We start from the raw sequence: 23711 nt of genomic DNA on the forward strand, positions 1-23711 counted from the left end.
GCCTCCCGTCCTCCGTCATTCCGGCACGCTTTCAGCCGGAATCCCCACGGTTCGAAACGCTGTGGATCCCGGCTGAAAGCACGCCGGGATGACGAGGTGGACCACGCCGGGATGACGGGGCGGAGCGCGCCGGGAAGGCGGGATGGAGCATGCCGGGGTGACGAAGGCGCGCGGTCGACGGATGCCCGGGTCTATCGCCACTGCGCGTGCGTCAAAGCTGCGCTTGCATGACGTAATCCGAGCACACCTGTGACCCCACGCGGAACGTCTTGGTGCCGACCACCTCGAACCCGTGCTTGCCGTAGAAGCGCTGCGCGCGTGCGTTCTCCTGGTTGACGCCCAGCCACACCCCGGCGTTCCCGGCTCGGCGTGCGGCGTCGAGCGCGGCGCGCATGAGCGGCGTGGCCACCCCACCGCTGTGGTGTCCGGGCAGCACATACATCTTGCTGAGCTCGGCCACCGGCCGAAGCGTGATCGCGGCCGCGACATCGGGATCGGCCGGTTCGGCGGCGACGAGCATGGCGTACCCGACGATCTCCTCTTCGGCCACGGCCTTCAATACCGTCCGCCCGGGATCGGCCAGGTACTCCTCGAACCGCTCCTTCGACAGCGTCTTCGCGATGAACGCCGCACTGTCCTCCGGCGGCATCCCGGGCGGGCAGGCCAGCGGGAACGTTATGGCGGCGACGTCGCTCAGGGCCGCCGCGTCCTGCGGCTCGGCCAGTGTGACGGTGACGGGAATCGGGCTCACTCGATCCAGTCAATCAGGTCCGCCGCAGACCGTTTCGAGGGATCCGGTCACTGCCACTCGGGTACGGGCGGCCAATCGGGGGAGTGGTGCCTCGAACGAGGGGCGGTGCCGGGTGTTCAGTGATTCAGGCGAGTTCGGTGCTGGGCCGGGCGGACATCTCGGCGGCGCTCGCCCGAGTGTGGAAGATGCGGGCGAAGCCGATCAGGATGACCGCGAAGGCGAGCGGAATCGCGAAGCCCGCGCGCATATTGGCGGCGTCGGCGACCGCGCCCACCACCGCGCCGCCCACCAGGGTGCCCGCATAGTTGAAAAGGTTCAGCCGGGCGATGAGCGCGTCGAGTTCGCGTCCGCTGGTGAGCTGCCCGGCCTCGCTGAAGCACAACGGCGCGATGATCGGCAGCCCGATGCCCGCGATGCCGAAGCCGATGATCGCCGCCACCGGTCCGGGCGCGGCCACGACGAGCGCGAGGCCGACCGCTCCGACCACGGCCGCCACTCGCACCACCAGGCGCGGTCCGAACTGCCGCACCCACAGGTCGCCGCTGAGCCGTCCGATCAGCGACGCTCCTTGGTATGCGGCGAGCGCGAGCGGCGCCGTCGAGGAGTCCGACAGCAGTTCGTCCTTCAGGTACAGCGCCGACCAGTTCCCCACCGCCAGATCGATGGCGAAGGCCAGCGCGATCACCACGCCGAATACCAGGAAGATCTTGGTGGGTACTGATCGGGCCGATTCCGCTTCGGTCGGTGCGGCTTCCGCTTCGTCGGTCCCGAGCAGACGCGGCCCCACGATCAGCGTCCCGACCGCCACTACCGCCGCCGCACCCAGAATCGACGCCCACAGCGACACATCCAGTTTCTCGAGGGCCGCCACGAACAGCGCCCCCACGATCGACCCCGCACTCCACGCCGCGTAGAACGACGACAGCACGAACCGGCCATAGCCGTGCTGAATGAACACCGCCTGCATGTTGGTGCCCGCGTCGACGATGCCGACCGCCACGCCGTACGCCCCGAGCCCCGCGTACAGCACACCCAGGTTGGGCGCGAACGCGATCGCCACCCCGGCCACGGCGATCAACCCGAGCCCGATCCGCAGCGCGGTCCGGCTCGACCAGCGCAGCGCGAGCCGCTCGGCGGTAATGCTGCCCGCGCCCGCGAGCAGCGAGATCACTGCCACCGCTACCACGATCATGGTGTCGGTGAGCCCGAATTCGTCCTTCTGCTGTGGCAGTTCGGTGAGCACCACCGCCAGGAAGAATCCTTGCAGCGCGAACGCCACCGAATTGGCGGCGCGCGCCGCGCGGAGCAGCGGGTTCGGGGCTTGCGCGTCGAGCATCCCGAAAGGTTAGCCGCGCCACCGCGGTCCGGCATCTCGGGCTACCATTACAAACCGCTTCGGCCTTGATTACGTACCGCTCGCGGTTGGATAACGAATCTTGCTGCTTTCGTGCATAGTCCCCTGGTTGCTGCGGCACTCTGGAGGTAATGCGTGGGCTAGGTGGTTTCCGGAGTCATCGGAAGCGGCCCATGGTGAAGTGGCTGGGGCGGTGATCGTGTGAGCACGAGGCGAGTGGAAGTTCCGCGCGGGCAGTCGGTGGCGCTCGCCGATCCGACACCGAATCGACCGGCGGTGGTGGCGGATTCGCGCGGCCATGCGCCCGGTGACTGCTGCCGGGAACCGGGTTGTCCGGATTGCCGCTGGGACGTGCTGGCCTTCAAATACTGGCTACGCGGCCGGCTGCTGGCGGCCGGGGTGGTGGACGCCCAGGTCGATATCGAGTTCGGCGCGCACACGCCGGATCTGCTGTGGCGCAAGGGCGATCGCGTCTGCGCCATCCAGGTGACAAGTGCCGCACCGGAATTGGCGCGCGCCCGCGATCTCACCGTGCAGTTGCGTGAGAGCGGCTGCACCGAGGTGCTCTGGCTCTGCCCGCCCGGGTTCTGGACTTCGCAGCTGCCCGCACTGGCCGTGGTCGATTTCGCGCCGGAGGCGTGCGAATATCGCGTGGTCGGCGGCTTGCTGGTCGCCGGTCCGGGTGGTGTCGCCACCGCCCGGGACACCAGCTGTGAGCTGCGCGAATTCATTACCGGCTGGGCCGCGGAGGAGCTGGCGTACGGCTTCCGCGACGAACACACGGGAGGTTGGGCGACGGTGACTGATTGGGAACGTCACACCCGCACCCAGGCCGCGGTCATCGCCCGGCAGCGTCAGGAGCTCATGAATCAGCGCACCGCGCTGGCGCTGGCGCGCAAGACCACCCGCGACAAGTCCAAGCAGTTGCTGCGGATGACGCATCGGCTGGAGCGGGCCGAGCAGGCGGCGCAGGATCAGGCCGACGATCTGGCCCAGGTGCGCCGCCGCCTGGCCGATCATGATCGCGTGGACGCCACCCTGCGTCTCACCGTGCGCGGTCAGAAGGCCGCGATCATGCACTGGCAGTTGATCTCCTGGTTCGCGCTGCTGGTGATCGTCACCTTCATCGCGGCGGGTCTGCTGCTGCGCTGAGCAGAGCGGCCAAGGCGCCGCCGGCGGCGAGCAGGGCCAGCGAGCGCGCCGCCAGCCCGGCATCGCGGGCGTCGAGGGCGGCCAGTGCGCTGCCCTTGTCGCGCGTCGCGCGCAGTTCGGGCATGAGCGCCCGCAGCGCGGTGATGCCGTATCCGGCCAGGCGGAGCTGGTGCACGATGCGCGCCTCTCGCACCTGGCCGGGCGTGTAGCTGCGCGCCCGCCGTGCCGGGCCCCGATCGGGTGTGACGAGTTCCATTGCGTCCCAATGCCGCAGCGTGGAAGTCCGGATGCCGAGCGCGTCCGCCAGTTCGGAGATGCTCATCGCATCCGCGGCCCGCACGTCGGCGATGGTTTCCGCCGAGATGGCGTGCACGGCGGCCTTGGCCAGCGCCAGCTCCCGACGTTCGCCGTCGAGCCGGGCGTGCGCCGCGTCCATCGCCGCGAGCACTTCCGGCAGCGGTCGCGTGTGCACGGCGCGCATGATCCGCTTCGCCTCGACCGGTCCCGTGCCCGCCGCGAGGTCCCGATAGGCCCGGGCAGCCCGCACCTGCGCCTCGCCGTAGCTGCGGTACCCGGACGCGGTCCGGTGCGCCATCGGCAATACTCCGTCCCGTTCGAGGTTCCGGATCTGCTGCACCGAATACCCCGACAGCCGCGCGACATCGGCGGTGCGCAGACCACAGGAGTTGCGACTTTCCACCACCTCACCCCACTTCAACGCGCTTCAGGTCTCCACAAGCACTTCAATGTAACCCTTGAACTCGTGACCATCGAAGAGATCATCGACTACCTCGAAGCACTCGGCGGCGTCCTGACCCTGCGCCCCGTTCCAGGCGACGGTTCCCCGGAGATCGCTTGGGGCGACGTGTTCTTCTACTACGCCCCCGACGGCCGAACCCCCATCGCCACTCAGCCTTTCGCCACCATCGTCACCAAGGACTACCCCGATGACGCCGCCTCCGGCCTGAACCGCCCCGGCGCGTTCCGCCTCAATATCCATGCCGGTCGCGATGCCTTCACCGCCGCGACCGGACATTCGCCTCGCGAATCCGTGCCCGGCGACCCCAGCGTCCCCGACACCCTCCACCCCCATCCGATCTACGCCGGCGCGGCCTGGTTGGCCGTCGTGAACCCCGGCCCCCGCACCGACGCCGCTGTCCGGGACCTGCTCCGCACCGCTCACGACCGTGCCCGCGCCCGCTACGAAACCCGCTGATGTCCTGCGGTTTGTAGCAAGTTAGGGCGTTTGCCCGATAGCCCCTGGAACGTTTCGATTCCTAGTGTTCGGGTCGGCCCGGCTCTTTCGCCGGTCCCGGCTCTGCACACCGTACGAACCGAAGGAGCTTCATGAGCAAGTCACTGGTCACCGCCGCGAGCGTCGCCGCCATGAGCGTCTCGGCCCTGGGTCTGGCCGTCGTGGCCGCCCCCGCCGCGCAAGCCGCCCCGCAGGATTGCACCGTCTCCAAGGGCATTTTCGACGCTTCCGCCACCTGCGCCCCCGACGGCGGTTCCAATTACGTCCTCCATCTCGACTGCGTCGGCCTCTACGCCAGCGGTCCCTTCCCGCTCTACGCCATCGGCCCCTACAAGGTCCTCAGCTACCCCTTCACCCCCAACGGTCAGACCGTGAATGCGGCCTGCACCGGCATGGGCCCGGGCGTCTTCGCCGTCGCGACCAACGCCTACGTGGAGATCTACAACCCCTAACCCGCGAGCTTGGCGACGACCGGAGCGAACTTTTCCGCGTAGTCGGCTCCGAAGACGAAGTAGGAGAAGCCGATCTCCTCGCGCCTGCGCTGGATTTCCTCGATGGCGGCCGCCGGGTCCTCGGGGAGCACGGTCAGCGCATCGACGGCGCGCAGGGCGGCGGGGTCGGTGGTCGGCGGCGCCATGTGCGGTGCGACGTAATCGCCGATCACCGGCACGGCCAGTGCCAGCTCCGGCCCTCCGTCGCCGCGGAATTCGCTTGCCAGTAGCGCTACTTCGTCCCTGGGCTGGTCCCCGAGCGCGAACGTCACGATATCCGCGACCTCCGCCGCCAGCGCCCGCGCTTTCGGACCTTGCACGGCCATCGCCACGGGCGTATGCCGGTCGGGCCCATCGAATTCCCGCAATGCCTCGACGGTCTGCCGCACCCCCGCCAAGCGCGCGTGCGGCGCCGGCACCCCCGGAATTCCCCGATCCCGCAACTCGTCCTCGATCCCCGGCCGCCCGGTCCCGATCCCCATCTCGAAGCGGCCGTCGGTCAGCAGCGTCAGCGAATGCGCCTCCCACGCCGTCAACCAGGCCGGCCGCAACGGCGAGGCGTACACCCAGGTACCGACCCGCATATTCGTCAACGCCGCGACGGTGGCCAGCATGGGCGCGGGGGCCGGTTGCGTGAGCGGGAAATCAGCCACCAGGAACGTCGAATACCCACTGTCGGCGATCCGCCGCGCCCGATCCAGCCAGGCGGGCACATCGGTCATGAGCGGTGCGACGACTCCGAAACGAAACGGTCTGACCATGTCTGGACTCCTGTCGTATGAGCGATCCGAACGATGTGACGACGGCGTCCCCCGAAATTCATCGCAAGCACCCGAACCGCCTCAATCCAGGCAGAACTCGTTTCCCTCCACGTCCTGCATCACCAGGCAAGACTCATCGACCCCATCGGCAGGCAACAGCCGCACCCGCGTAGCCCCGAACGCCACCAGCCGCGCACATTCCTTCTCGAGCGCAGCCACCCGCTCCTCACCCACCAACCCCGTCCCGACCCGAATATCGAGATGCACCCGATTCTTGACCACCTTCCCCTCCGGCACCTTCTGAAAGAAGAGCCGCGGCCCCACTCCGCCCGGGTCGACGCAAGCAGTCCCTTGATATTCGTATCCCAGCGCTTCACTCCAGAACAGGGCAACCCGCTCAGGCTCTGCGCAATCGAACGTCACCTGTACCGTCTTCACAGCCGCCATCGCTCCACCCTAATCCGCAGGCATTGGAGTTTTCCTCCACTTTTGAGGGGTTCCAGTCAGTTTCCCGACGGGCGGCCGCAAAAAGTGGAGCAAAACTCCACCGCTGGCAAGATCGTGTGATGAAGGTGCGGCCCGAACACCACCGGCAACTCTCAGCTCTTCTCGCTTCCCACAACGATTCCCAGCTCACCCACCTGCTGCACGCGGGTGAACCGATCGGCGTCGGCGTAGGCGGCGAGTCGACACTTATCCACGTCGACGGCACCCCTCTATTCGCCAAACGCATCCCACTGTCCGACCTCGAACTCACCCACCCCAGCTCCACCGCCAATCTCTTCAACCTCCCCACGTTCTGCCAATACGGCATCGGCGGCCCCAGCTTCAACGCGTGGCGCGAACTGTCCGCCAACATCCTCGTCACCAACGCCGTACTCGCCTCCCGCACAACCGCTTTCCCCCTCCTCTACCACTGGCGCATACTCCCCGGCCGCCCACCGATCGCCGCCGAACACGAGGACATCGACGCGATAGTCACCCTCCAAGGCAACAGCCCCGCCGTCCGCACCCGCCTCGAAGCCCTGGCCGCCGCCACTGCGAGCCTCCTCCTACTGAGCGAATACATCCCACTCCCCATAGAGGACTGGCTCCGCGACAACCCCACATCCAAAGCCCCCCAACTCGCACAACAACTCTCGACCGTCACCGACTTCCTCACCGACACCGCCCTCCTCCACATGGACGGCCACTTCGGCAACCTCCGCTCCGACGGCCACCGCCTCTACCTCACCGACTTCGGCCTCGCCACCTCCCCGAACTTCACCCTCTCACCCGCCGAACAAGACTTCGTCACCCGCAACGCAACCCACGACGCCGACTACGCCGCCATGCGCCTGGTCAACTGGCTCGTCACCGACATCTGCGGCGTCGTCACCCCTCCCGGCACACCCCCGACCGCCCGCAACGAATACGTAATCCACTGCGCCACAGGCCATATCCCCTCCGAAGTGCCCCAACCGATAACCGCACTCCTAACCCGCCACGCCCCCGCCGCCGCCCGAATGAACGCCTTCTACTGGAAACTCTTCAGCGGCGACATCCACGCGGAATACCCTGCCGCGCACGCCGATACCTGACGTCCGGCACCCATCAAGGCGTGAATTCGAGGTCGTCGACGGTGACGACGCCCGCGCTTCGGCCCGGCGCGGTGGTGTATTCCCAGTAGAGATTGGTGTGGCGGATGACGGCGTCGGGGGAGGGCGCGCCCCATTGGGTGAGGTCTTCGGTGGTGTGGGCGTCGGCGACGAGGATCGTGTCGTACCCGCGGACCAATGCGCCGTGCAGGGTGGATCGGATGCAGGCGTCGGATTGGGCGCCGGCGATAAACAGGCGGCCGATGGCCAGGCGTTCGAGGATCTTTTCCAGGTCGGTGTCTTCGAAGGAGTCGCCGTACCGTTTGTCGAGTCACGGATCGTCCACTGCGGGAAGCAATTCCGGAACTATGCGCCACGGCTCGGTGCCGGGAGCCCGATCCTCACCGACGTCCTGGATCCAGACGACCGGAACCCCTGCGTCGCGCGCCTTGTCCACCAGCCGGCCGATGGCCGCGACGACGAGATCGCGTTGGTGAGCGTTGCCGACCACGCCGTTCTGGGCGTCGACGACGAGGACACCGGAATTCGGGCGATCGGCATGGGTGCTCATGAACTTCGATGGTAGGCGCGGCCCGCGCTCACATCCGGTCGATCCCCGCGACCAGGATCGTGATTCCCGAGGTCAGCACGCCGACCATGAGTAGCGCCGCACCGGCCCAGAGGCTGGCGATCATTCGATTGGGTCGCACGGGATTCCGTCCCAGGACCGAGAGAAAGAATCCGACGGGCATGAGGATGGCGGCGACCAGGACGGCGAGCGCGCCACCGTTGGCCCAGCCGGGGCTGGCGCCCGCGGCATTGCCCACCACGGTCAGTAGCAATCCGAGTATGACCAGCACGCCCGCATGCGCGTGCCCGGCGCGGAAGAACGATTTCTGTAGCTCGTTGGCCTCTTGCCCGCCGGTGACCACCCGCAACAGAAAGGTCCCGCCGAAGGCGATGGTGGCGACCGAGATGATCGTCGCGCCCAGGGCGATGGTCATTTTCGCGTCGAGGAGTGTGGCGTACATGGTTCCCCCGAGGGTCCGGAAAAGCATTGGATAGTGCTGCTATCCAATATTGGATAGTACTAGTATCCAATGTCAAGACCCGCCGAAGAAGGAGCCCGATGCAGATCTCGGAACTCGCCGCACAAGCCGGTGTCCCGCTACCGACGGTGAAGTTCTACCTCCGCACCGGCGTGCTCATGCCCGGCGAATCCACCAGCGCCACCCGCGCTGTCTACGGCGACCCCCACCTCCGCCGCATCGCCCTCATCAAGGCCCTCTCCCACCTCGGCGTCCCCATGGCCCGCATCAAATCCATCACCGAAGTGATCGACCAGCAGGACCTCCCGCTCCTGGACGCCCTGGCCGTCGCCACCGCCTCTCTCCCGCCCGCCGTCGAAACCACCCCCGAACCCGACCACCCCCGGGCCCGGGCGGTCCTCGACTCCCTCGGCTACTCCGTCCCCGACGACTACCCCGCCGTAGCCCAGCTCGAACTCGGCTTGGCCGCCGCCGAAGCCGCCGGCCTCCCCCTCGACGAACCTCGCCTGCACGCCTACGCCCCCCACATCATGTCCATAGCCGTCTACGACATAGACCACCTCCCCGTCGAAACCCCTTCGGAAGCAATCGAATACGCCGTCCTCGGCACCGCCCTCTACGAACCGATCCTCGCGGCCCTCCGCCGCATCTCCCACGCCGAACTCGCCACCCGCCGCCTGACCTGAGGCTCCCGGACGAGAGCCCTCAGGCGGATGCTGTTGCGGCGGTGCGGTCGGCGGCGAGTTGGCCTGCCAGGGCCCAGGTGCGGTGTTCGTCTTCGGGGGTGCTCAGGTCGGTGCTGGTGAGGACTACTTCGGTGGCTCCGGCGTCGAAGTAGCGGCGGATGCCTGCCGCTATGGTTTCCTCGTCGCCGATGAGGGCGAGTTCGGCTGCGCGGGTTGCGCCTTCGAGGTCGATGACTCGGCGGTAGGAGGGGACCTGTTCGTAGAATGCGAGTTTGTCGATGGCTTGCGCGCGGACGGCTTCGGCTTCGGCGGTGACCACGGCGGGTACGAAGGCGATCACGCGCGGGGTGGTGGCCGATGCGCGGGTGATCGCGGGAATGATGTGTTCGGACAGGGTTTTGGGGCCGGTCAGGTAGGGGAGGGTGCCGTCGGCCAGTTCGCCGGTGACGCGCAGTGCTTGCGGGCCCATCGCCGCTACCAGGACGGGGGTGCGGGGGCTGGCTCCGGGGACCGCCGTGGGCAGGGTCGGGGTGGCCGTGAGTAGTTCGCCGCGGAAGTCGGCGGTTCCGGTGTCGAGGAGTTGCGTTATCGCGGTGAGGAATTCGCGCAGGCGGGTGATGGGATGGTCGAACTGAGTGCCGAAGGCTCCGGCGACGAGCGACGAGCCGACGGCCAGGCCCAGGTGGTAGCGGCCGTGGGTGGCGGCTTGGGCGGTCTGGGCTTGCGAGGCGACTATCAGGGGGTGGCGGCCGACGACGGGGATGGCGGAGGTGCCGACCTGCAGTCCGGGGATTTCGCGGCCGACGATCGCGGCCAGGGCTGGGGAGTCGTAGTCCATCCGCTGCCCGAACCAGACCGAGCCGACGCCGAGTTCGTGCACCGCGCGCGCCTGCGTCACGGTGGCATCGACATAGTTGCCGGCGTTCGCGGGGGCGAGCGCAATTCCGATAGTCATGCCGGTGGCAACCCGCCCGCATTTGTGCGTGTTCCCGATCGCGGCGATGAAATCAGTTAGAGTGCAATGGTTTTCAACAATATGAAACTATGTGCCAGGCGGGTGATCTGATCGGCCGCTCCGGAGTGATCTCGATAGGGCATCCACCCGATACCCGTCGCCGACTCCCGCTCCTACGGTGGGAGCGTTCGAGCCGAAGATCGATTCCCGGCTGTTCGACCTAGTGAGGATTTCAGATAATGGCAGTTCGCAACACTATTCGCGTTTCTCTCGCCGCCTGCGCGATCGGCGCCGCCCTCGCCGCCGGCGCTAACACGGCCGCGGCCGCCCCCGTCCCGCTCGAAACCCCCGCGGCCGAGCCGGTGACGAGCGAACCCGTCGCCGGCGGCTGGTGCGACCTCGATCCATTGATCGGCCTGTGGTGCCTGATCGCGAGCCCGTCGGCGTAGCGCCCGCAAGGCCGGCGCGCACCATCACGCCGCCAGCGCGTGACCCGCGTAGACCGCGCCGATGGTGCCGCCGACCGCGCAGCCGGTGACGATCGCCCACGCCACGGGATCCAGCGCCACGCACCCGAAGAATCGATTCACGCCCGGCGTCATGATGATTCCGGCCAGCAGCGCGGTGCTGCCCGCCGCGGTCACCCACACCAGGGGACTGTGGCGGCCGATCACCAGGGTTTGGCCGAGCTGCGTGGAGACGAGCGCGGCCAGCGCCATGGTGGCGGCGCGCCGCTGTGTGCCGGTGGCGCGGCCCAACAGCCAGGCCGCACCCGCCCCCGCCGTCGTGCAGGCTCCGCGCACGGCGACCGTCCGCAGAAAATCGCCGCCGAGTTCCGGGCGAGGCAGTTCGCCCAATTCGCTGCCGGTGTCGGCGGGTTCGGCGGCGTCCGTACTGGTTCGAGTGCTGGACAGGGCGACCGCCATGGCCGGGCCGAGGTCGGTCAGCAGGTTCACCAGCAGGAATTGCCGGGTGCCGATCGGCGCCCGCCCGGACAGCAGGGTGCCCAGCACGGTGAAGGTCACCTCGCCCGCATTGCCGCCCACCAGAACTCCGATCGCGTCCCGCACGCGCTGCCACATGCCGCGGCCTTCGACGAGCGCGGTGAGCAATACGGTGAGGTCGAGATCGTCTGCCGGATCGGCGGATTCGCCGCCGCGATCCGCATCGCTGACGGGCGCACCGGTGATGATGAGATCCGCCGCCTCGCGTGCCGCCACCGAACCCCGCGCCGCGAGACCGATACCGATATCCGCGCTGCGAATGGCCGCCGCGTCATTGCTCCCGTCGCCGGTCATCGCGACCACATGCCCTCGGCGCTGCAACGCGGTGACGATGCGCACCTTGTGCTCGGGCGTCACCCGAGCGAAAACCGTTGCCCGGTCGATCAATTCGGTCTGCTCGTCTTCATCGAGCGCGTCGATGTCCGCGCCCGTCGCCACCTCATCGGCCGGTATGCCGAGCTGACGGGCCACGGCGCGAGCGGTGACCGGGTGATCCCCGGTGATCATGCGCACGCTGATGTCGTTGCGCGCCAGCTGCCCCACCAGGTCCGGGGTCTGCGGACGCGGCGTGTCGGCGAGGCCGATGAATCCCAGCAGCGTCAATTGCTCGATCTCGTCGGCGACTTCGGCCGGTGCGCGCGGGAAATCGCGACGCGCCACCACCAGTACACGCAGGCCGCGTTCGGCCAGGCGTTGCACGGCCGCTTCGGCGTCGGCGCGCTGCTCGGCGTCGAACGCGGTGATGGTGCGGTCGCCATCGCCATTGGCGCGCAATACCTGGGTGCAGCGGGGCAGCAGCACTTCGGGCGCGCCCTTCACCGCGAGGCGGATGTGATGGGCGGTGTGCCCGACGGCCGCCGCATACCCGCGATTGCTCTCGAACGGGACCTCCTCGATCGGATCCCAGGTGTGCGCCGCCTTCGCCCCGAGCAGCCGATCCGCGGCCTCGACCACGGCCCGGTCGGTGGCGTGGGTCGGCCCGTCGTCCTCGTGTGGGCAGGCGCGCGCCGCCGCGCGCAGCAGGCGGCGGGATTGCGGTGAGCCCGAAGCGTTCTCGGTATCCCACGTCTCGTCCGCGTCGGCCAGGGCGTCCAGATGCAATCGCCCGGCGGTGAGCGTCCCGGTCTTGTCGAAGCACACGGTATCCAACCGCCCCAATGCCTCGATGGTCCGGCTCGACCGCACCAGCACCCCGTGCCGCGACAATCGCCGGGTGGCGGCCAGCTGCGCCACCGTGGCCACCAACGGCAATCCTTCCGGCACGGCCGCCACCGCCACCGCGAGCCCGTCCGCCAGCGCGGGCCGCAACGGCAATCCGCGCAGGAAGCTGGCAGCCGCCACCACGCTCCCGCCGCCCAACGTCAACGGAAGCACTTGCGCGGAAAGCGATTTCAATTGCGCCTGCACCCCGCCACCCCGCGGCGCCCCCGCCGCCGCCAACGCCCGCCCCGCCTCGGTCCCCGCCCCCACCGCGACCACCACGGCCCGCGCCTGCCCATTCACCACCACGCCCCCTTCGAACACCATGCAACTCCGATCCCCCAGCGCCGCACCGGGAGTCGCCCCCACCTCCTTCTCCACCGTCACCGACTCACCCGTCAACCCCGACTCGTCCACCTCCAGCCCCTCCGCCGCCAGCAACCGAGCATCAGCCGGCACCACATCCCCCGCCCGCAGCACGATCACATCCCCCACCCGCAACCCATCCGCCGCAACCTCCCCCTCCCGCTCCCCGATCGAACCGACCGCACCCGATCCGCCGCCCAGGTTTCCCTGATCGCTGCTGCGGCCGGATTCGTGCGCGTCGTACTCCGAGCTGTCATGACTGCTGATGTGTCTGGATTCGTGTGCTTCGCCGTCCGATCCGACGACGCGACGTTCCCGGGGGTTCTCGACGCGGCGCGCGAGCAGCCGCTCACCGACCAGCAGTCGATGCAGCGATTGCCCGGCGCGGCGGCGCTGCAATGCGGAGACGACGGCATTGAGCCCGAGCACCGACCCCACCAGCACGGCATCGGTCGGCGAACCCAGGAGCGCCGAAGCCACCGCGCCCACCGCCAGCAACGGGGTCAGCGGATCGGCCAGCTCCCGCCGCACTTGAGTAGCCAGCTCACCCAAAGTAGTTGCCGGAGTAGCGAACCACCGCGCGGTCCTGATAGCACCGGAAGCGACAGCACCATGCGCGGCGCTCGCCTCCGGTGGCGCGGGCAGCCGCGCCAGCACCTCATCGGCCTCCAACGCATGCCACGGCACCAACGGCACGGCCGTGACACCGCTCGCCCGCGCCGCACTGCGCCCAGCCAGCATCCCGCTCACCAAACTCAACCCCGTCGCACTCGACAACGGCGCGGTCGCCGCCACCGGCCGACCCCCCGCGGGCCCCGAAGCCAACAGCAATCCGGTCAACGTAGCCGCCGACAGCGCCAGCACCCGCCCCCGCTCACTCACCGCCCGCGCCGGCCCCACCGCCGCGATAATCCGCCGCGCACACTCCAAATCCGGGCACACCACATCGGCCTGCCAAGGCACCCGAACCGGCCCGCCGCCACCCGTCTCCCGACTTCCGTAGGGCCCGACAGCCCGGTTATCGGGACCGACACCCGCGCCGTCGCGCCCGACCGGCTTGTCGTTGTGCCCGGCTGGTCCGTCGCGCCCGACCGGCCTGTCGCCGTGCCCGGCTGGTCCGCCGTGGCGCTCACCAACCTGCTGTTGCGCTCCACCAGCCCGATCCCCAGATCCGCTGCCCCCAAAGCCTTATGCGCCCGGCCGCTCAGCACCGCGACCACATGCCCCTGCTTCTGCAATCGCCGCACCAGCTCGGTCTCCGACCGGACGCCCGTGACGAACTCGTCAGCGCTGCGCCGCAATTCACTCATCGATTCGTCGCCCAGCAACACCACTCGCAATCCCGCGCGCCGCGCCGCCGCGAGCAGCCCCAGCGCTTCGGGATGCGCTTCCCGCCCGATCAACGCGCGCCCGACGACTTCGTCTCCGTCATACAGCCGGTGCCACAGGGGATCTCCGGTCGCTACACCGGAGTTGTCCGATGCGTGTGCGACGCCGTCCGGGCGCGTCTCGTCCGAACCTTCGGGTTCGAGGCGGAGGGTTTCGCGGTGGCGGCCGGGTGGGGGTGGGATGGGGAGTTCGGATCCGCTGGGCTGCAACAGGCGCTGGGAGGCGCTCCACACGTGTTCGACGGTCCAGGTGGGGTCGAGCGGTTCGGCGGACAGGACGACGGGGCGGTCGCCGCGGAGGGCGTGGCGGTCCACTACCAGCGCGGAGGCGCGGTCCAGGCGTCGCCAGAGACGCGGATCGATGGTGAGGACGCCGTGCCTGGTCATGAGGGTGGACAGGACGCCGGCGAAGGTTTCGCGCCCGGCGCGGGCGGCGCGCGGCACGCCCGCGGCCAGGGCGTCGGCGGCGTCGGAGGTGCCGCGGCGGCCGGTGAGGGTGGCCAGGGAGGCGGCTGCGGCCGCGGCGCCGATCTGGGACGCGGTCTGTTCGATGGGTCCGGCGGGCAGGATCACGGGTCGTGGTGCGGGTGACTGGTATTCGGCCACACCGGGCTGGTCGGGGGTGGCGAGCAGGCTGTCCCAGCGTCGCCATTGGCTGTAGCGGGCGGTGGCTTCCACGAGGCGGACCGTGCGTTGCAGGGTGTCGGCGAGCAGGGCGCTGAGCTGGGAGTCCAAGGCTTGGCCGACGGCATTGCCGAGGGCCAGAACGGTATCGGCGCGGTGGACGCCGAGCTGCCGCTCGAGCATTCTGCGCAGCTGGGGCTGGCCGTCGACGAGGCTGACGGTGGACCGCACGAAATCGGCGGCCGGTGAAGTCGGAATCACCTTGCCCGCCAAAGCGAGCCCGATGCCGATGACATCACCCGCCAGCTGCGCCGCACTGGTGAACACCGGTTCCTGATCGGAGGGATCGGTCAGATGCCGGCTCCACGGAACATCCTCGGTGCCCGCCTTACGTTCGAGTTCACTGAGCGCGTCATCCAATTCACCGACGCCGAGCCGATCCGGTTCGGCCTGCACCGTCACCCGCCCATTGACCGCGTTCACCCGCAACCACCGGACCGCATCGTGCCCACCGAGCCGCTCACTCAACAGCTCCCCGATTTCCGCCGCACGCTCGCCCCGCAACCCCTTGACCTCGGCGTGAATCCGGTCTCCCCGCACCGAGATTCGCCGCTGCCACCGCTGCGCCCGAGGATCGAACAGCGCCGCCGCCTCACGCCCGAACCCGTCGACAAGCTCGACGACCGGCTCGGGCACGACGGCCCGCACCACATCCGTCCCCTTCTCGGCCACCACCGCGGCCGCGAGCAACGGAACCCGCACCGGCGCCAGCACAAGTCCACGCAACGACGGCGTCATCCCCGCACCTCGCCGGTCCGCTCCGCCGTCCCACGAGATGATTCGTTCGCCGTGCCCGATGCAATACCCATGATCGTTCCCCGGAAGTTGGAGGTAGGTCGACGTGTTGGACCTGCCCCGGGACGCGCGCCGCAAACGCGGACACGCGCGGCGAAATGATCTCCAGGCCGCCGGATTCGGGCTCGGCGGCGGCGAATCGACATGTGAACATTCGATGAGGCGACTGTCGCGAAACCTTCGAATTCGCTTATGGTAGGGAATATCCGGCGGATTGCCGGGATTCTGCTCGTACGATTGGCGCGGGGACGGCAACCGGAAGGATAATTACGATGCAGCAGATTCCCGGTGCTGGCGCGATCGGATCAGGATTCAATATCCTGGGCGACTACAGTATTCGATCACTGACACAGCAAATCATCGATCTAGGTCCCGACGGCAAGAACTGGGAGTATCCGCCCACGGGTATCACCTACTCGGTGCCGACGAATGTCCAGCCGATCGAGTACACCAACACCACCGGCTCCTCTTTCGTTTACAGTACCGTCGAGCAGTTCCAGTCGCATTTCGCGACGAAGGCCAGCGCTTCGGCCTCGTACGGCGCGTTCAGCGGGCAGTTCAATGTCGCGTACAGCCGCACCGTAAATACCGACCAGTCATACTATTACGGCATTTACGAGTCGGATTTCACTGCGTGGCAACTGAATCTGCACCATTCGTCGGATGAATGGCTGAGCAGCGATTTCCGCGACGATCCCGACATCGAGAACCTCCCGAGCTCCTTCACTCCGCAGAATAAAGAACAATTCTTCGCGGTGTTCCGCAAGTGGGGTACGCATTACGTCGGCCAGGTCGTGGTGGGCGGCAGCCTCGACTACTACGAGGCCGTGCAGACCTCGTACTCGATGAACCAGCAGCAGGTCAGCGCCAATATCCAGCTCGAGTACAAGGCGGTGTTCACCTCCGCCAAGGCCGAATCCAAGACCCAATGGGACGAACTCGGCCGCACCTGGTCCGACAGCCGCATAGTCACGGTGGATGCCACCGGCGGCGACAACGGCCTGCTGAACTCCCTGAATCCCAGCTATGGCGACAACCACTCCGGCATATTCGAGCAGTGGTCCTCGCAGGTGATGAAGAACCCGTCCGTGGTGGAGTTCTCGCTCAGCCCGCTGAACAACCTCTTCCACGGCAATCGAGCGGTGGCGGTGGCGCAAGCCCTCGAGGCATACACCAATGGCGCGATCCTCTGCTACGCCAACACCGATTACACCCCCAACGGCGCTCCCGGCGGCGGCAATGTGAGTACCTCGTGGGGCATCATCACCAATGGCAATGTGGCGACCCCGAATCCGCCGGTGACCCCGCCGGCCCCCACCGTCATCGCCCCCGGTCAAGCGGCCCCGGTAGGCGGCTATCAGATCGCACTATACGATCCGGTCAGTTTCGAACCCGTCATGTCGCACCTGTATTACCAAACCTACGAACCCCATTCCCTGGTCCCCGATCCGTCCATCTACACCGCCATGATGAACGATCTCGATAGTGTCGGCAGCCGCGGATATATCGCCGCCGTAAGCGGTTTCGCCATCGATCTGCTGAACTATCCCTCCCAGGATTTCTCCCACTGGTTGATGAGCATCGGCGCCACCATGGCCGCCTGGAAGAAATTCGTCGGCTACCCCGACAAGGGCGGCTCGGCCTGCTACATAGTCCTGGGCCGCCACGGCGCCGCCCCCGGCAAAGCCCTCGAAGTCCTGCAGGCCGTGTATTCCCCCAGCGACTGGTTGCAGGAACCCTCGCTCTTCAACATGAACCCCTCCGCCCTGGGCCTCACCTACGGCCGCACCGCGGTGATCACCTCCGGCAACCACATCCACGGTTCGCTGGCCACCCTGGGTAAGCAACCCGGCAAGCCGAAACCCCCGAAGGTCGAACCGCCCAGAAAGGACTCGCACCGCCACTAGGCGGTGTCTATCGGAGCCGGTGCGCACTGCGGGCGCACCGGCTCCGCCTGCCGCAACCGGCGATTCAGCGGGACAGGCGGAACGGTCCTCGGTCCCAACGCCATTGGTGGCGCAGGGTGAGGGCGGCCAGGTCGAGGGGGTCGAGGCCGATGTCGTTTCGGAGGGTGCGTAGTTCCGGCCAGGTGAGGGGGCCGGAGGTCAGGCGATTGCGGAGGATGTTCTCGGTGTGGGCGTCGACTTCGCGGGTGGCGAGGTCGGTGACGCCGTGGCGGGAGCCGGTCCAGACCAGCCAGCCCCAGCCGTGGGTGTGGGCGTAGGCGCGGCCGGCGGCGGCTTTCGCGCGATTGACGTGAAAGGCGGTGTGGGGGAGGGGGATCACGTCGATGAGGACGGTGCGGGCGTCGGTGAAGCGAACGGCGACGGTGGGGTGGTGCAGGCGTTCGCTGGAGTCGATGTCGTAGGTGACCGGGGCCGGGAACTCCTGGAAGGTTTCGACGCGCTCGCTGGCGTCCAGCAGGCGGAAGAGGCGGGCTTGCAGGCCGGTGTCGAAAGTTACTTCGCGGGAGAGTTTTTCGGAGTACATGCGGCCGCGGCCGTCATCGGTGAGATCGACGGTGCGGGCGGGGCCGTCGGGCAGTTCGTCGGGCGCGCCCGCTCCCCACTCCACGCGGTGCAGCCACGGATTCCACACGCCCGCAGGGACTTCCTCGGGCTGCTGGGGCGGGAGCAGATGCCAGCGCCCCTTCTGCTGCCAGCCCGCGATGCGCTGGAAGACGAACCCGGCGATGCGTTTGCACTCTTGAAGGTCGTGACCCGCCAGGCGCAATTTCAGGTACGCCCAATCCTGGGCGGCGATATCGGTATCGGTGGCGTAGGTTTCGGCGAGCAGCGTGCGAACCAGCCACTCGTCTCCGCGTCCTACGGGGTAGCGCGTCCCGAACACTTCGAGATCGGGGTGACCGGTCAGCTGGGTTTGGCGCACCAGATTGCCGACGGCCCGGGTGTAGAGCTGGCGGGCACGATCACGGGACACTCCGAACCGCGAGCCGAGCACGGTGAGCGTCTCGGGCGCTTCCCCGTCCAGCCCCAGCCGGCAGGTGATGAGCTCCCCGTCGCGCGGCCGTTCCACGGCTTGTTCCGCCACCAGTTCCGCGACCACCTGGTTGACGTCCTCGAAGCCGAAGCTCACGCCGTCGCCCAGGTCGCCGTAGAGATCGGTGCGCGTATCACTGCTCGTCAAGGCGGCCCCTACTTCGTTCGCCAGTCTGTTCGACGAGCCTAACGCCGCGCACCGACAGCTCGGCGCAACCGCGACCGGAAACTAGGTTCCGATGGCCGCGTTCATGATGGTTCCGGCGCTGGTCGCGATGATGCCGCCGATCATCGCCCCGGCCACCATCTTCGGCGAGGCCAGGCCGCCGCCGGACCATTTCTCCCAGGCGAACCGGCCGCCCGCGTAGGTGATGGCCATGATGCCGGACAGCAGCACGAACCAGGTGAAGTAGCGGACGAGCTTCATCAGCTTGTCGGCCACCGGCGGGGTTTCGGGCGTGGGGTTGCCCATCTGCTGGGCCAGGGTGTCACCGAGCCCGGAGCCGTGGAGGAGCACAGTGTCGTGGAGAGCGCTGAGCATGATCGTCACCACACGAAGGTACCGCCAAATCGATGATGCCCGCGCGGGAACCTCTGTGAGTTGTGCTGTGCCCCTGGTGGTTTCACCGCGTGTCGGATTGCCCGGTATGCCCGTGTCCGAAACGTCGAAACCCCGGTCCGGCCTGATAGCCGTTCCGGGGTTTCGAAAGAGCGGATGACGAGATTCGAACTCGCGACCCTCACCTTGGCAAGGTGATGCGCTACCAGCTGCGCTACATCCGCAAACCGCTCACCTGGGCGTTTCCGTCCGTGGCTTGCGAGAGAGAACATTAGCCGACGACCCGCGGAAGTTCCAAAACGCCAGCGTAACGGCCGTTTCTCGGGCCGTCCGGCGCGTCATCGCGGCGTGCCGTCCTCGTACGGCACGATGGCGCTGATCAAGGTCCGGTCCCCGCTCGTCACCGTCAGCACCAGCTGCGGCGGCCAGGTCTTGCGGGTCGAATCGGGATGCGTCTCGTTCACCACCATGATGTGCTGCCCGTCCAGCGGCCCGGGCAGGATCTGCACGCAGTAGGTGGTCCCGGCCGGAATGGAGTCGATCCCGGCCTGGATCTGCGCCACGCTCGGCGCGGCCGCGTCCGGCGCGTACATCTCCCGCACCTTCGCCCCGGACCGGTCCACGTAGTACCGGTTCTGCAGGGCGAGAATCACATCCGTCCCCGATTTCGTACTGCCCGGCCCGTTCCCGCGCACATGCCCGCCATTGACCTCGCTGGCACAGCTCCCGGCCGCCGCGGCCGCGGGCTCCGCCGAGGTCGTGGTGGTCGCCGACGTCCCCGCCGGAATCGTGGCGACCGCCGTCGGATGCTCTTGCGTCCCGGTGACTTTCGACACCTGCACCGCCACCGCCGCCACCACCGCGAGCACGGCCAGCACCCCCAGCAGCGGCGCCACCCACGCCCGCCCGGACGAAGCCTGCCGATGCACCCCGGCCCGCCCCAGGCGCCGCGCGGGCGCGGGTTCGTCGTCGTAGTACTCGTCGTCGTAATCGTCGTAGTCGTCGTCGCGGTACCGGCTTTCGTACCGATCCTCGCGCGCCGCAACGGGTTCCGGCGCGGGCTCGATCCAATCGGCCCAGCTCCCGCTGTACGCCCCGCCGCCCGTGGGTTCGGGCGGATCGGATTCTCGAGTGCTCATCGCGCCCCCTGTCTTTCCCGCCGGGCGCCCCCGCGCGGCCTCATCGCACGGCTTGCGGCTGGGTGCCCGGAATGATGGTCGGCTGCCCGCTGGTCGTCGGCACGCCCGAGCTCTGGAAGAACGGCAGCCCGCTGGACGGCGCGCCCGGCGTGGTGGTCCCGAACAGATCCGGCGCGCTGCCCGAGGTGGTCGGCCCGCCCCCGAGCGGGAACCCGGGCATCACGCTGGTGGTGACCGTCGACCCGCCCGTGAAATCGAACCCGCCCGTGGGCTTGTCGCTGCCCCCGCTCGGCACCGTCCCGCTCTCGACGGCACCGGACAGATCCTGCGCGATGGCCGCGAACCACCGCCCCGCGTACTGCGTCGCGCTCTCCCCGAAGTCGGCGCCCGGCGCGACCGTGTAATCGTGCTTCTGCGCCATGTTCCAGTACCGCGACCAGGTGGTCACATCCAGGAGATCCTTGTTGTCGGTGATGTTCGTCGAGACCGCCGTGAACGCCTGCTGCACCAGCGTGCTCACCGTCGTCGGCGGCACCAGCGTGGTGACCGCGCTGACCAGTTTGGTCCCCAGCACGGCCAGCCCCGCGATCGGATTGGCCAGCCCCGCCGTGGCGATCTCGGCGATATTGGTGGCGGTCAGCACCGACTTCACCACCGACACCACCGAATTGATGGCGATCGTCCCCACCTTGATCAGCGCCTGGAACGCCGACCCCAGATCCAGCGTGGTCGTCGGGGACGACGCCTCGGCGATCCGCTCGGAGATCGACTTCTTCGGCTCGTAGGACAGATTCGCCAGCGACTCGCCCTTGACGTCGTTGTTCACCACATTGGTGAAGGTCTTGATCGAGGTGTAGGCCAGCGCCTCCGCCACCGATTTCAGCGAGGCGATGGGATCCCCGCCCGAAACCTCCACCTGCCCCGCGATATTGGCCACCGCCCGCACGATCGGCGCGCCACTGGGCGCGTCACAGGCCAGATCCCCGCTGGAGCAGAAGCTGGCGACCCGCCCGGCGAGCTTGCCGAAGCTGACCGTCGCGTTCTTGTCGTTGCCCATGCCCGCGCCGGTCGCGCCCATCGAGTACTGCGGCGGATCCTCCAGCGCCGCTACCGCTTTCCCGCTGGTCCCGGGCGCGGCATCGGGTTTGGTCTTGCCGGGCGAACTGGGGAACAGCCCCGCGGCGGTATTGCGGGTCGGGTCGCCGAACAGCGCCACCGCCACCACCTTGTCGGCGGACACCACGCCCTTGCCCGCCCCGACCTCCTGCGCGAACAGCGAAGCCACGTGCGCGCCTTGCGAATACCCGGTGAGGGCGATGCGGGTGCTGGGGCACCGTTCGACCACCTGCTTCACCATCGACTCGAGGGTGGTCTTGCCCTTGGCCACCGATTGCAGATACGGCGTGGTGCCGCTGGTCGTGGCCCCGCCGAAGGTGGCGTCATAGGGCACGTACGCGCGCGCCACCAGTTCGGTGGCGTCGGCCATCATGGGCCGGAACACCGTGGACAGCATCCCGGTATCGGTGGTGATGGCCGCGTCCGGCGAGGATTCGCCGGTGCCTTGAATCCCGAACGCGAACAGCGCCGGGCATTTGTCGAGATTGATCTGGGTACTGGGCGCGTCCGCGCGCGCCCCGCCCACGGCCACCGCCGCGACGGCGCACACGACCGCCGTGAGCAGCGCCGAGTTCCGGATGGTTCCCGCGGACAACAGTTTCCGATGCACTTCGCACCTCGTTCAGCTCGGGGACTCGGGTGCGTCGGCGGTGACGCGGGCGGTGATCCGGGCGCCGGCCTGCCGGGCGGCGATGAGGATCTGTTCGGCGAGCAGCCGAACCGGTTGCGGCGGGGTGCGGGTGGGATCCCCGTCGTCGAGCGGCGAAAAGCCTTGCGCGGGCGTCCACGCCGCCAGTTCGTGCGGTTCGAGGGCGCGCCAGGGTTCCAGCCAGCCGAGCCGCCAGGTGCGCGCGCCGAGTTCGTGCGCGAGCCGTTCGGCTTCCTCGCGCCGGGTGGCGACGGGCGCGGGCAGTGGCCGCGCGGAGTCCGAGACCGTGAGAATTCCCACCACCTCGGACCCCGCGGGGGTGGCGCGCTGCTGATGCGCCAGCAGCGCCCGCTGCAAGGTGTTGATCCCTCGCATATGCGACCGTGCCACCAGAACCACGAGCGGCGAATCCATATCGGCGCCGAGCCCGATCCGCGCCGGCCAGCGCTGCCCCGCGTCCCCGGCCCAGCTCATACTCGCCGCCAGACTGCTCACCCCGGCCCCGCCGTGCACCCCGACCAGCCACAGCAGCGGCGGCGGCCCGGTGGGATTGGGCACGGCCCGATGCCACATCGGCACCGGCGGCGCGGCGACCGCGGGCAGCCCGGCTGCAAGCACGCCGGGATGACGAGGGGGCAGGTCCGGTTGCTGACGCGCGGACATGTCCGCGTGCAGAAGGGTCGGATCCAGTTGTGGGAGGACCGGACCCGGTTGAGAGAGGCCGGGACCCGGTTGGGGCAGGACCGGACCGGGTTGGGGGAGGACCGGACTGGGTTGGGGGACGACCGGATCCGGCGTCGCGCGCGTAGGCGCTGACGAGAGTTCCTGGTAGTCCTCGGCGTACGGCGAGGCGGGCCGTTCCCGGAAGGTGGTCATCGCAGCGCCCCGAGCAGGGCGAGGTAGGCGTCCCGGGTCTCGGCGGCGAGCCGATGCCACGACACGATTCCGCCCCCGGCGAGGTGAATGTCGAACGGCACCTTCACCACTTCGCGCACCCACGACCCGAGATGGGTGCGCACGTGTTCGACCACCGCGGCCGCCGATCCCGGCACCTGCTCGGTCAGCACGATCACCGCGTCCCCGACCACGAATTCGCTGTAGTTCTCGTCCAGCCATTGCAGGGCCGGTTGCAGCCGGTTGATGGCATCCGGCCGCGCCGCCACGGTCAGCACCAGCCCGACCCGCGGATCGGCGAGCAGGGGCGCGGCCAACCGGCTGGTCACCGGCGCGCCCGCGTCGAAAACCGCCAGCAGTCCCGCGGTTTCGAGGTGCCTGGCCACCGAGACGAGCGATTCCCGGCGCGGCAGGGCTTCCGGGCTGCGGCTCAATACCCGCACCCCGGTACTGGTCCGTCCCGCGTACGCCCCCACCGTGGAAGCGAGTTCGGGATGCGGTGCGTCCAGCCACTTCTGGAGCGTCCCGGGCGGCGCCGCCGCATCGCAGCCGCGCAATGCGAGGTCCCCGCCGCCGAGCGTGGCGTCGACCGCGACCGGCCACACCTCACCTTCGCTGTCGACCGCCGCCGCGGCCGCCAGTCCCATCGCCGTGGTGGTGGCCCCCGACGATCCGGATCCGCCCAGCACCAGCGCCGACGGCAGCGCCGCGCGCAGCAGCCGCCCCTGCCCGCCGCGCAGAGGCACCGGGTCCGTGGGTGATCCGGCGGCGGCGGGCCGCGACAGTACCGCCGGTTCCTCCGGCCGGCCGGGTTCGTCGAGGCCGCGCAGGAAATCGTGGATCTGCGTCATCAGTCACCTCCCGCTCCGGGTGGTGTGACGCGGCGG

23 protein-coding genes, 1 tRNA gene and 1 pseudogene are annotated in these 23711 nt (G+C 68.6%); 7 read left to right on the top strand and 18 right to left on the bottom strand.

What is annotated here, in order from left to right; all coding sequences use genetic code 11:
* Positions 1-211: 211 nt before the first annotated feature.
* Positions 212-742, bottom strand: coding sequence for a GNAT family N-acetyltransferase (locus tag LTV02_RS04750; protein ID WP_408639388.1), 531 nt, complete (start codon positions 740-742; stop codon positions 212-214).
* Between the two features lie 133 nt (positions 743-875).
* Positions 876-2087, bottom strand: a complete 1212-nt coding sequence (locus tag LTV02_RS04755; RefSeq protein WP_233038697.1) for an MFS transporter — start codon at positions 2085-2087, stop codon at positions 876-878.
* A 219-nt stretch (positions 2088-2306) separates the two neighbouring features.
* On the opposite strand from LTV02_RS04755, the gene LTV02_RS04760 reads away from it, so the two are divergent.
* Positions 2307-3257: a hypothetical protein gene (locus LTV02_RS04760; protein ID WP_233038698.1), complete on the top strand. Its 951-nt coding sequence runs from the start codon at positions 2307-2309 to the stop codon at positions 3255-3257.
* Here the strand turns inward: LTV02_RS04760 and LTV02_RS04765 are convergent.
* On the bottom strand, positions 3229-3957 hold the full coding sequence (locus LTV02_RS04765; RefSeq protein ID WP_233038699.1) for a MerR family transcriptional regulator: 729 nt from the start codon (positions 3955-3957) through the stop codon (positions 3229-3231). The two genes, LTV02_RS04760 and LTV02_RS04765, sit on opposite strands and share 29 nt — an antisense overlap.
* A gap of 63 nt (positions 3958-4020) precedes the next feature.
* Between LTV02_RS04765 and LTV02_RS04770 the strand changes: the two genes are divergently transcribed.
* Both LTV02_RS04770 and LTV02_RS04775 read left to right on the top strand, forming a co-directional pair.
* On the top strand, positions 4021-4473 hold the full coding sequence (locus LTV02_RS04770) for a DUF6194 family protein (RefSeq protein ID WP_233038700.1): 453 nt from the start codon (positions 4021-4023) through the stop codon (positions 4471-4473).
* A gap of 131 nt (positions 4474-4604) precedes the next feature.
* Positions 4605-4964: a hypothetical protein gene (locus tag LTV02_RS04775; RefSeq protein WP_084534575.1), complete on the top strand. Its 360-nt coding sequence runs from the start codon at positions 4605-4607 to the stop codon at positions 4962-4964.
* Here the strand turns inward: LTV02_RS04775 and LTV02_RS04780 are convergent.
* Positions 4961-5764, bottom strand: a complete 804-nt coding sequence (locus LTV02_RS04780; protein WP_233038701.1) for an LLM class flavin-dependent oxidoreductase — start codon at positions 5762-5764, stop codon at positions 4961-4963. The two genes, LTV02_RS04775 and LTV02_RS04780, sit on opposite strands and share 4 nt — an antisense overlap.
* 81 nt (positions 5765-5845) lie before the next feature.
* Positions 5846-6211 (bottom strand): VOC family protein, encoded by a 366-nt coding sequence (locus LTV02_RS04785; protein ID WP_233038702.1) that lies wholly within the window; start codon positions 6209-6211, stop codon positions 5846-5848.
* Positions 6212-6330: 119 nt separating this feature from the next.
* On the opposite strand from LTV02_RS04785, the gene LTV02_RS04790 reads away from it, so the two are divergent.
* Positions 6331-7344 carry a serine/threonine protein phosphatase gene (locus LTV02_RS04790; protein WP_233038703.1) on the top strand — a complete coding sequence of 338 codons (1014 nt, stop codon included), beginning with the start codon at positions 6331-6333 and terminating at the stop codon, positions 7342-7344.
* Between the two features lie 13 nt (positions 7345-7357).
* Here the strand turns inward: LTV02_RS04790 and LTV02_RS39460 are convergent, their stop codons facing one another.
* The 3 genes and pseudogenes from LTV02_RS39460 to LTV02_RS04800 all read right to left on the bottom strand — a co-directional run bounded on the left by LTV02_RS39460 (position 7358) and on the right by LTV02_RS04800 (position 8372).
* Positions 7358-7540 (bottom strand): cysteine hydrolase family protein, encoded by a 183-nt coding sequence (locus tag LTV02_RS39460; RefSeq protein WP_332909611.1) that lies wholly within the window; start codon positions 7538-7540, stop codon positions 7358-7360.
* 6 nt (positions 7541-7546) lie between these two features.
* Positions 7547-7912, bottom strand: a pseudogene (locus LTV02_RS04795) (isochorismatase family protein); the annotation flags it as partial.
* A gap of 28 nt (positions 7913-7940) precedes the next feature.
* A complete protein-coding gene (locus LTV02_RS04800) occupies positions 7941-8372 on the bottom strand; it encodes a hypothetical protein (RefSeq protein WP_233038704.1) in 432 nt (143 codons plus the stop codon).
* Positions 8373-8470: 98 nt separating this feature from the next.
* Here LTV02_RS04800 and LTV02_RS04805 point away from each other — a divergent pair, with 98 nt between their 5' ends.
* Positions 8471-9076 (top strand): MerR family transcriptional regulator, encoded by a 606-nt coding sequence (locus LTV02_RS04805; protein ID WP_233038705.1) that lies wholly within the window; start codon positions 8471-8473, stop codon positions 9074-9076.
* Between the two features lie 19 nt (positions 9077-9095).
* Here the strand turns inward: LTV02_RS04805 and LTV02_RS04810 are convergent, their stop codons facing one another.
* Positions 9096-10031: a TIGR03564 family F420-dependent LLM class oxidoreductase gene (locus LTV02_RS04810; RefSeq protein WP_233038706.1), complete on the bottom strand. Its 936-nt coding sequence runs from the start codon at positions 10029-10031 to the stop codon at positions 9096-9098.
* Between the two features lie 239 nt (positions 10032-10270).
* On the opposite strand from LTV02_RS04810, the gene LTV02_RS04815 reads away from it, so the two are divergent.
* A complete protein-coding gene (locus LTV02_RS04815; protein WP_233038707.1) occupies positions 10271-10480 on the top strand; it encodes a hypothetical protein in 210 nt (69 codons plus the stop codon).
* Between the two features lie 24 nt (positions 10481-10504).
* Here the strand turns inward: LTV02_RS04815 and LTV02_RS04820 are convergent, their stop codons facing one another.
* On the bottom strand, positions 10505-13483 hold the full coding sequence (locus LTV02_RS04820) for a cation-translocating P-type ATPase (RefSeq protein ID WP_233038708.1): 2979 nt from the start codon (positions 13481-13483) through the stop codon (positions 10505-10507).
* Positions 13480-15411 carry a hypothetical protein gene (locus LTV02_RS04825; protein ID WP_233038709.1) on the bottom strand — a complete coding sequence of 644 codons (1932 nt, stop codon included), beginning with the start codon at positions 15409-15411 and terminating at the stop codon, positions 13480-13482. The genes LTV02_RS04820 and LTV02_RS04825 overlap by 4 nt, the downstream gene beginning before the upstream one ends.
* A gap of 329 nt (positions 15412-15740) precedes the next feature.
* Here LTV02_RS04825 and LTV02_RS04830 point away from each other — a divergent pair, with 329 nt between their 5' ends.
* Entirely contained in the window at positions 15741-17375 is a 1635-nt protein-coding gene (locus LTV02_RS04830; RefSeq protein ID WP_233038710.1) for an MAC/perforin domain-containing protein, read from the top strand.
* Positions 17376-17439: 64 nt separating this feature from the next.
* On the opposite strand, the gene LTV02_RS04835 is transcribed toward LTV02_RS04830, so the two are convergent.
* From LTV02_RS04835 to LTV02_RS04865, 7 genes are all read right to left on the bottom strand, one after another.
* Positions 17440-18615, bottom strand: coding sequence for a hypothetical protein (locus LTV02_RS04835; RefSeq protein WP_233038711.1), 1176 nt, complete (start codon positions 18613-18615; stop codon positions 17440-17442).
* A gap of 81 nt (positions 18616-18696) precedes the next feature.
* Positions 18697-19017, bottom strand: a complete 321-nt coding sequence (locus LTV02_RS04840) for a hypothetical protein (RefSeq protein ID WP_157575219.1) — start codon at positions 19015-19017, stop codon at positions 18697-18699.
* A gap of 160 nt (positions 19018-19177) precedes the next feature.
* A tRNA-Gly gene (locus tag LTV02_RS04845) sits at positions 19178-19250 on the bottom strand.
* Positions 19251-19364: 114 nt separating this feature from the next.
* Positions 19365-20165: a hypothetical protein gene (locus LTV02_RS04850; protein WP_233038712.1), complete on the bottom strand. Its 801-nt coding sequence runs from the start codon at positions 20163-20165 to the stop codon at positions 19365-19367.
* Between the two features lie 40 nt (positions 20166-20205).
* Positions 20206-21891, bottom strand: coding sequence for a cutinase family protein (locus tag LTV02_RS04855; protein WP_233038713.1), 1686 nt, complete (start codon positions 21889-21891; stop codon positions 20206-20208).
* Positions 21892-21903: 12 nt separating this feature from the next.
* The gene (locus LTV02_RS04860) at positions 21904-22548 is read right to left on the bottom strand and encodes a hypothetical protein (protein WP_233038714.1); all 645 of its coding nucleotides are present in this window, start codon (positions 22546-22548) and stop codon (positions 21904-21906) included.
* A 254-nt stretch (positions 22549-22802) separates the two neighbouring features.
* Positions 22803-23675, bottom strand: a complete 873-nt coding sequence (locus tag LTV02_RS04865) for a MinD/ParA family ATP-binding protein (RefSeq protein ID WP_233038715.1) — start codon at positions 23673-23675, stop codon at positions 22803-22805.
* Between the last annotated feature and the right edge of the window lie 36 nt (positions 23676-23711).

This window comes from Nocardia yamanashiensis (genome assembly GCF_021183565.1).
Lineage (GTDB): Bacteria > Actinomycetota > Actinomycetes > Mycobacteriales > Mycobacteriaceae > Nocardia > Nocardia yamanashiensis.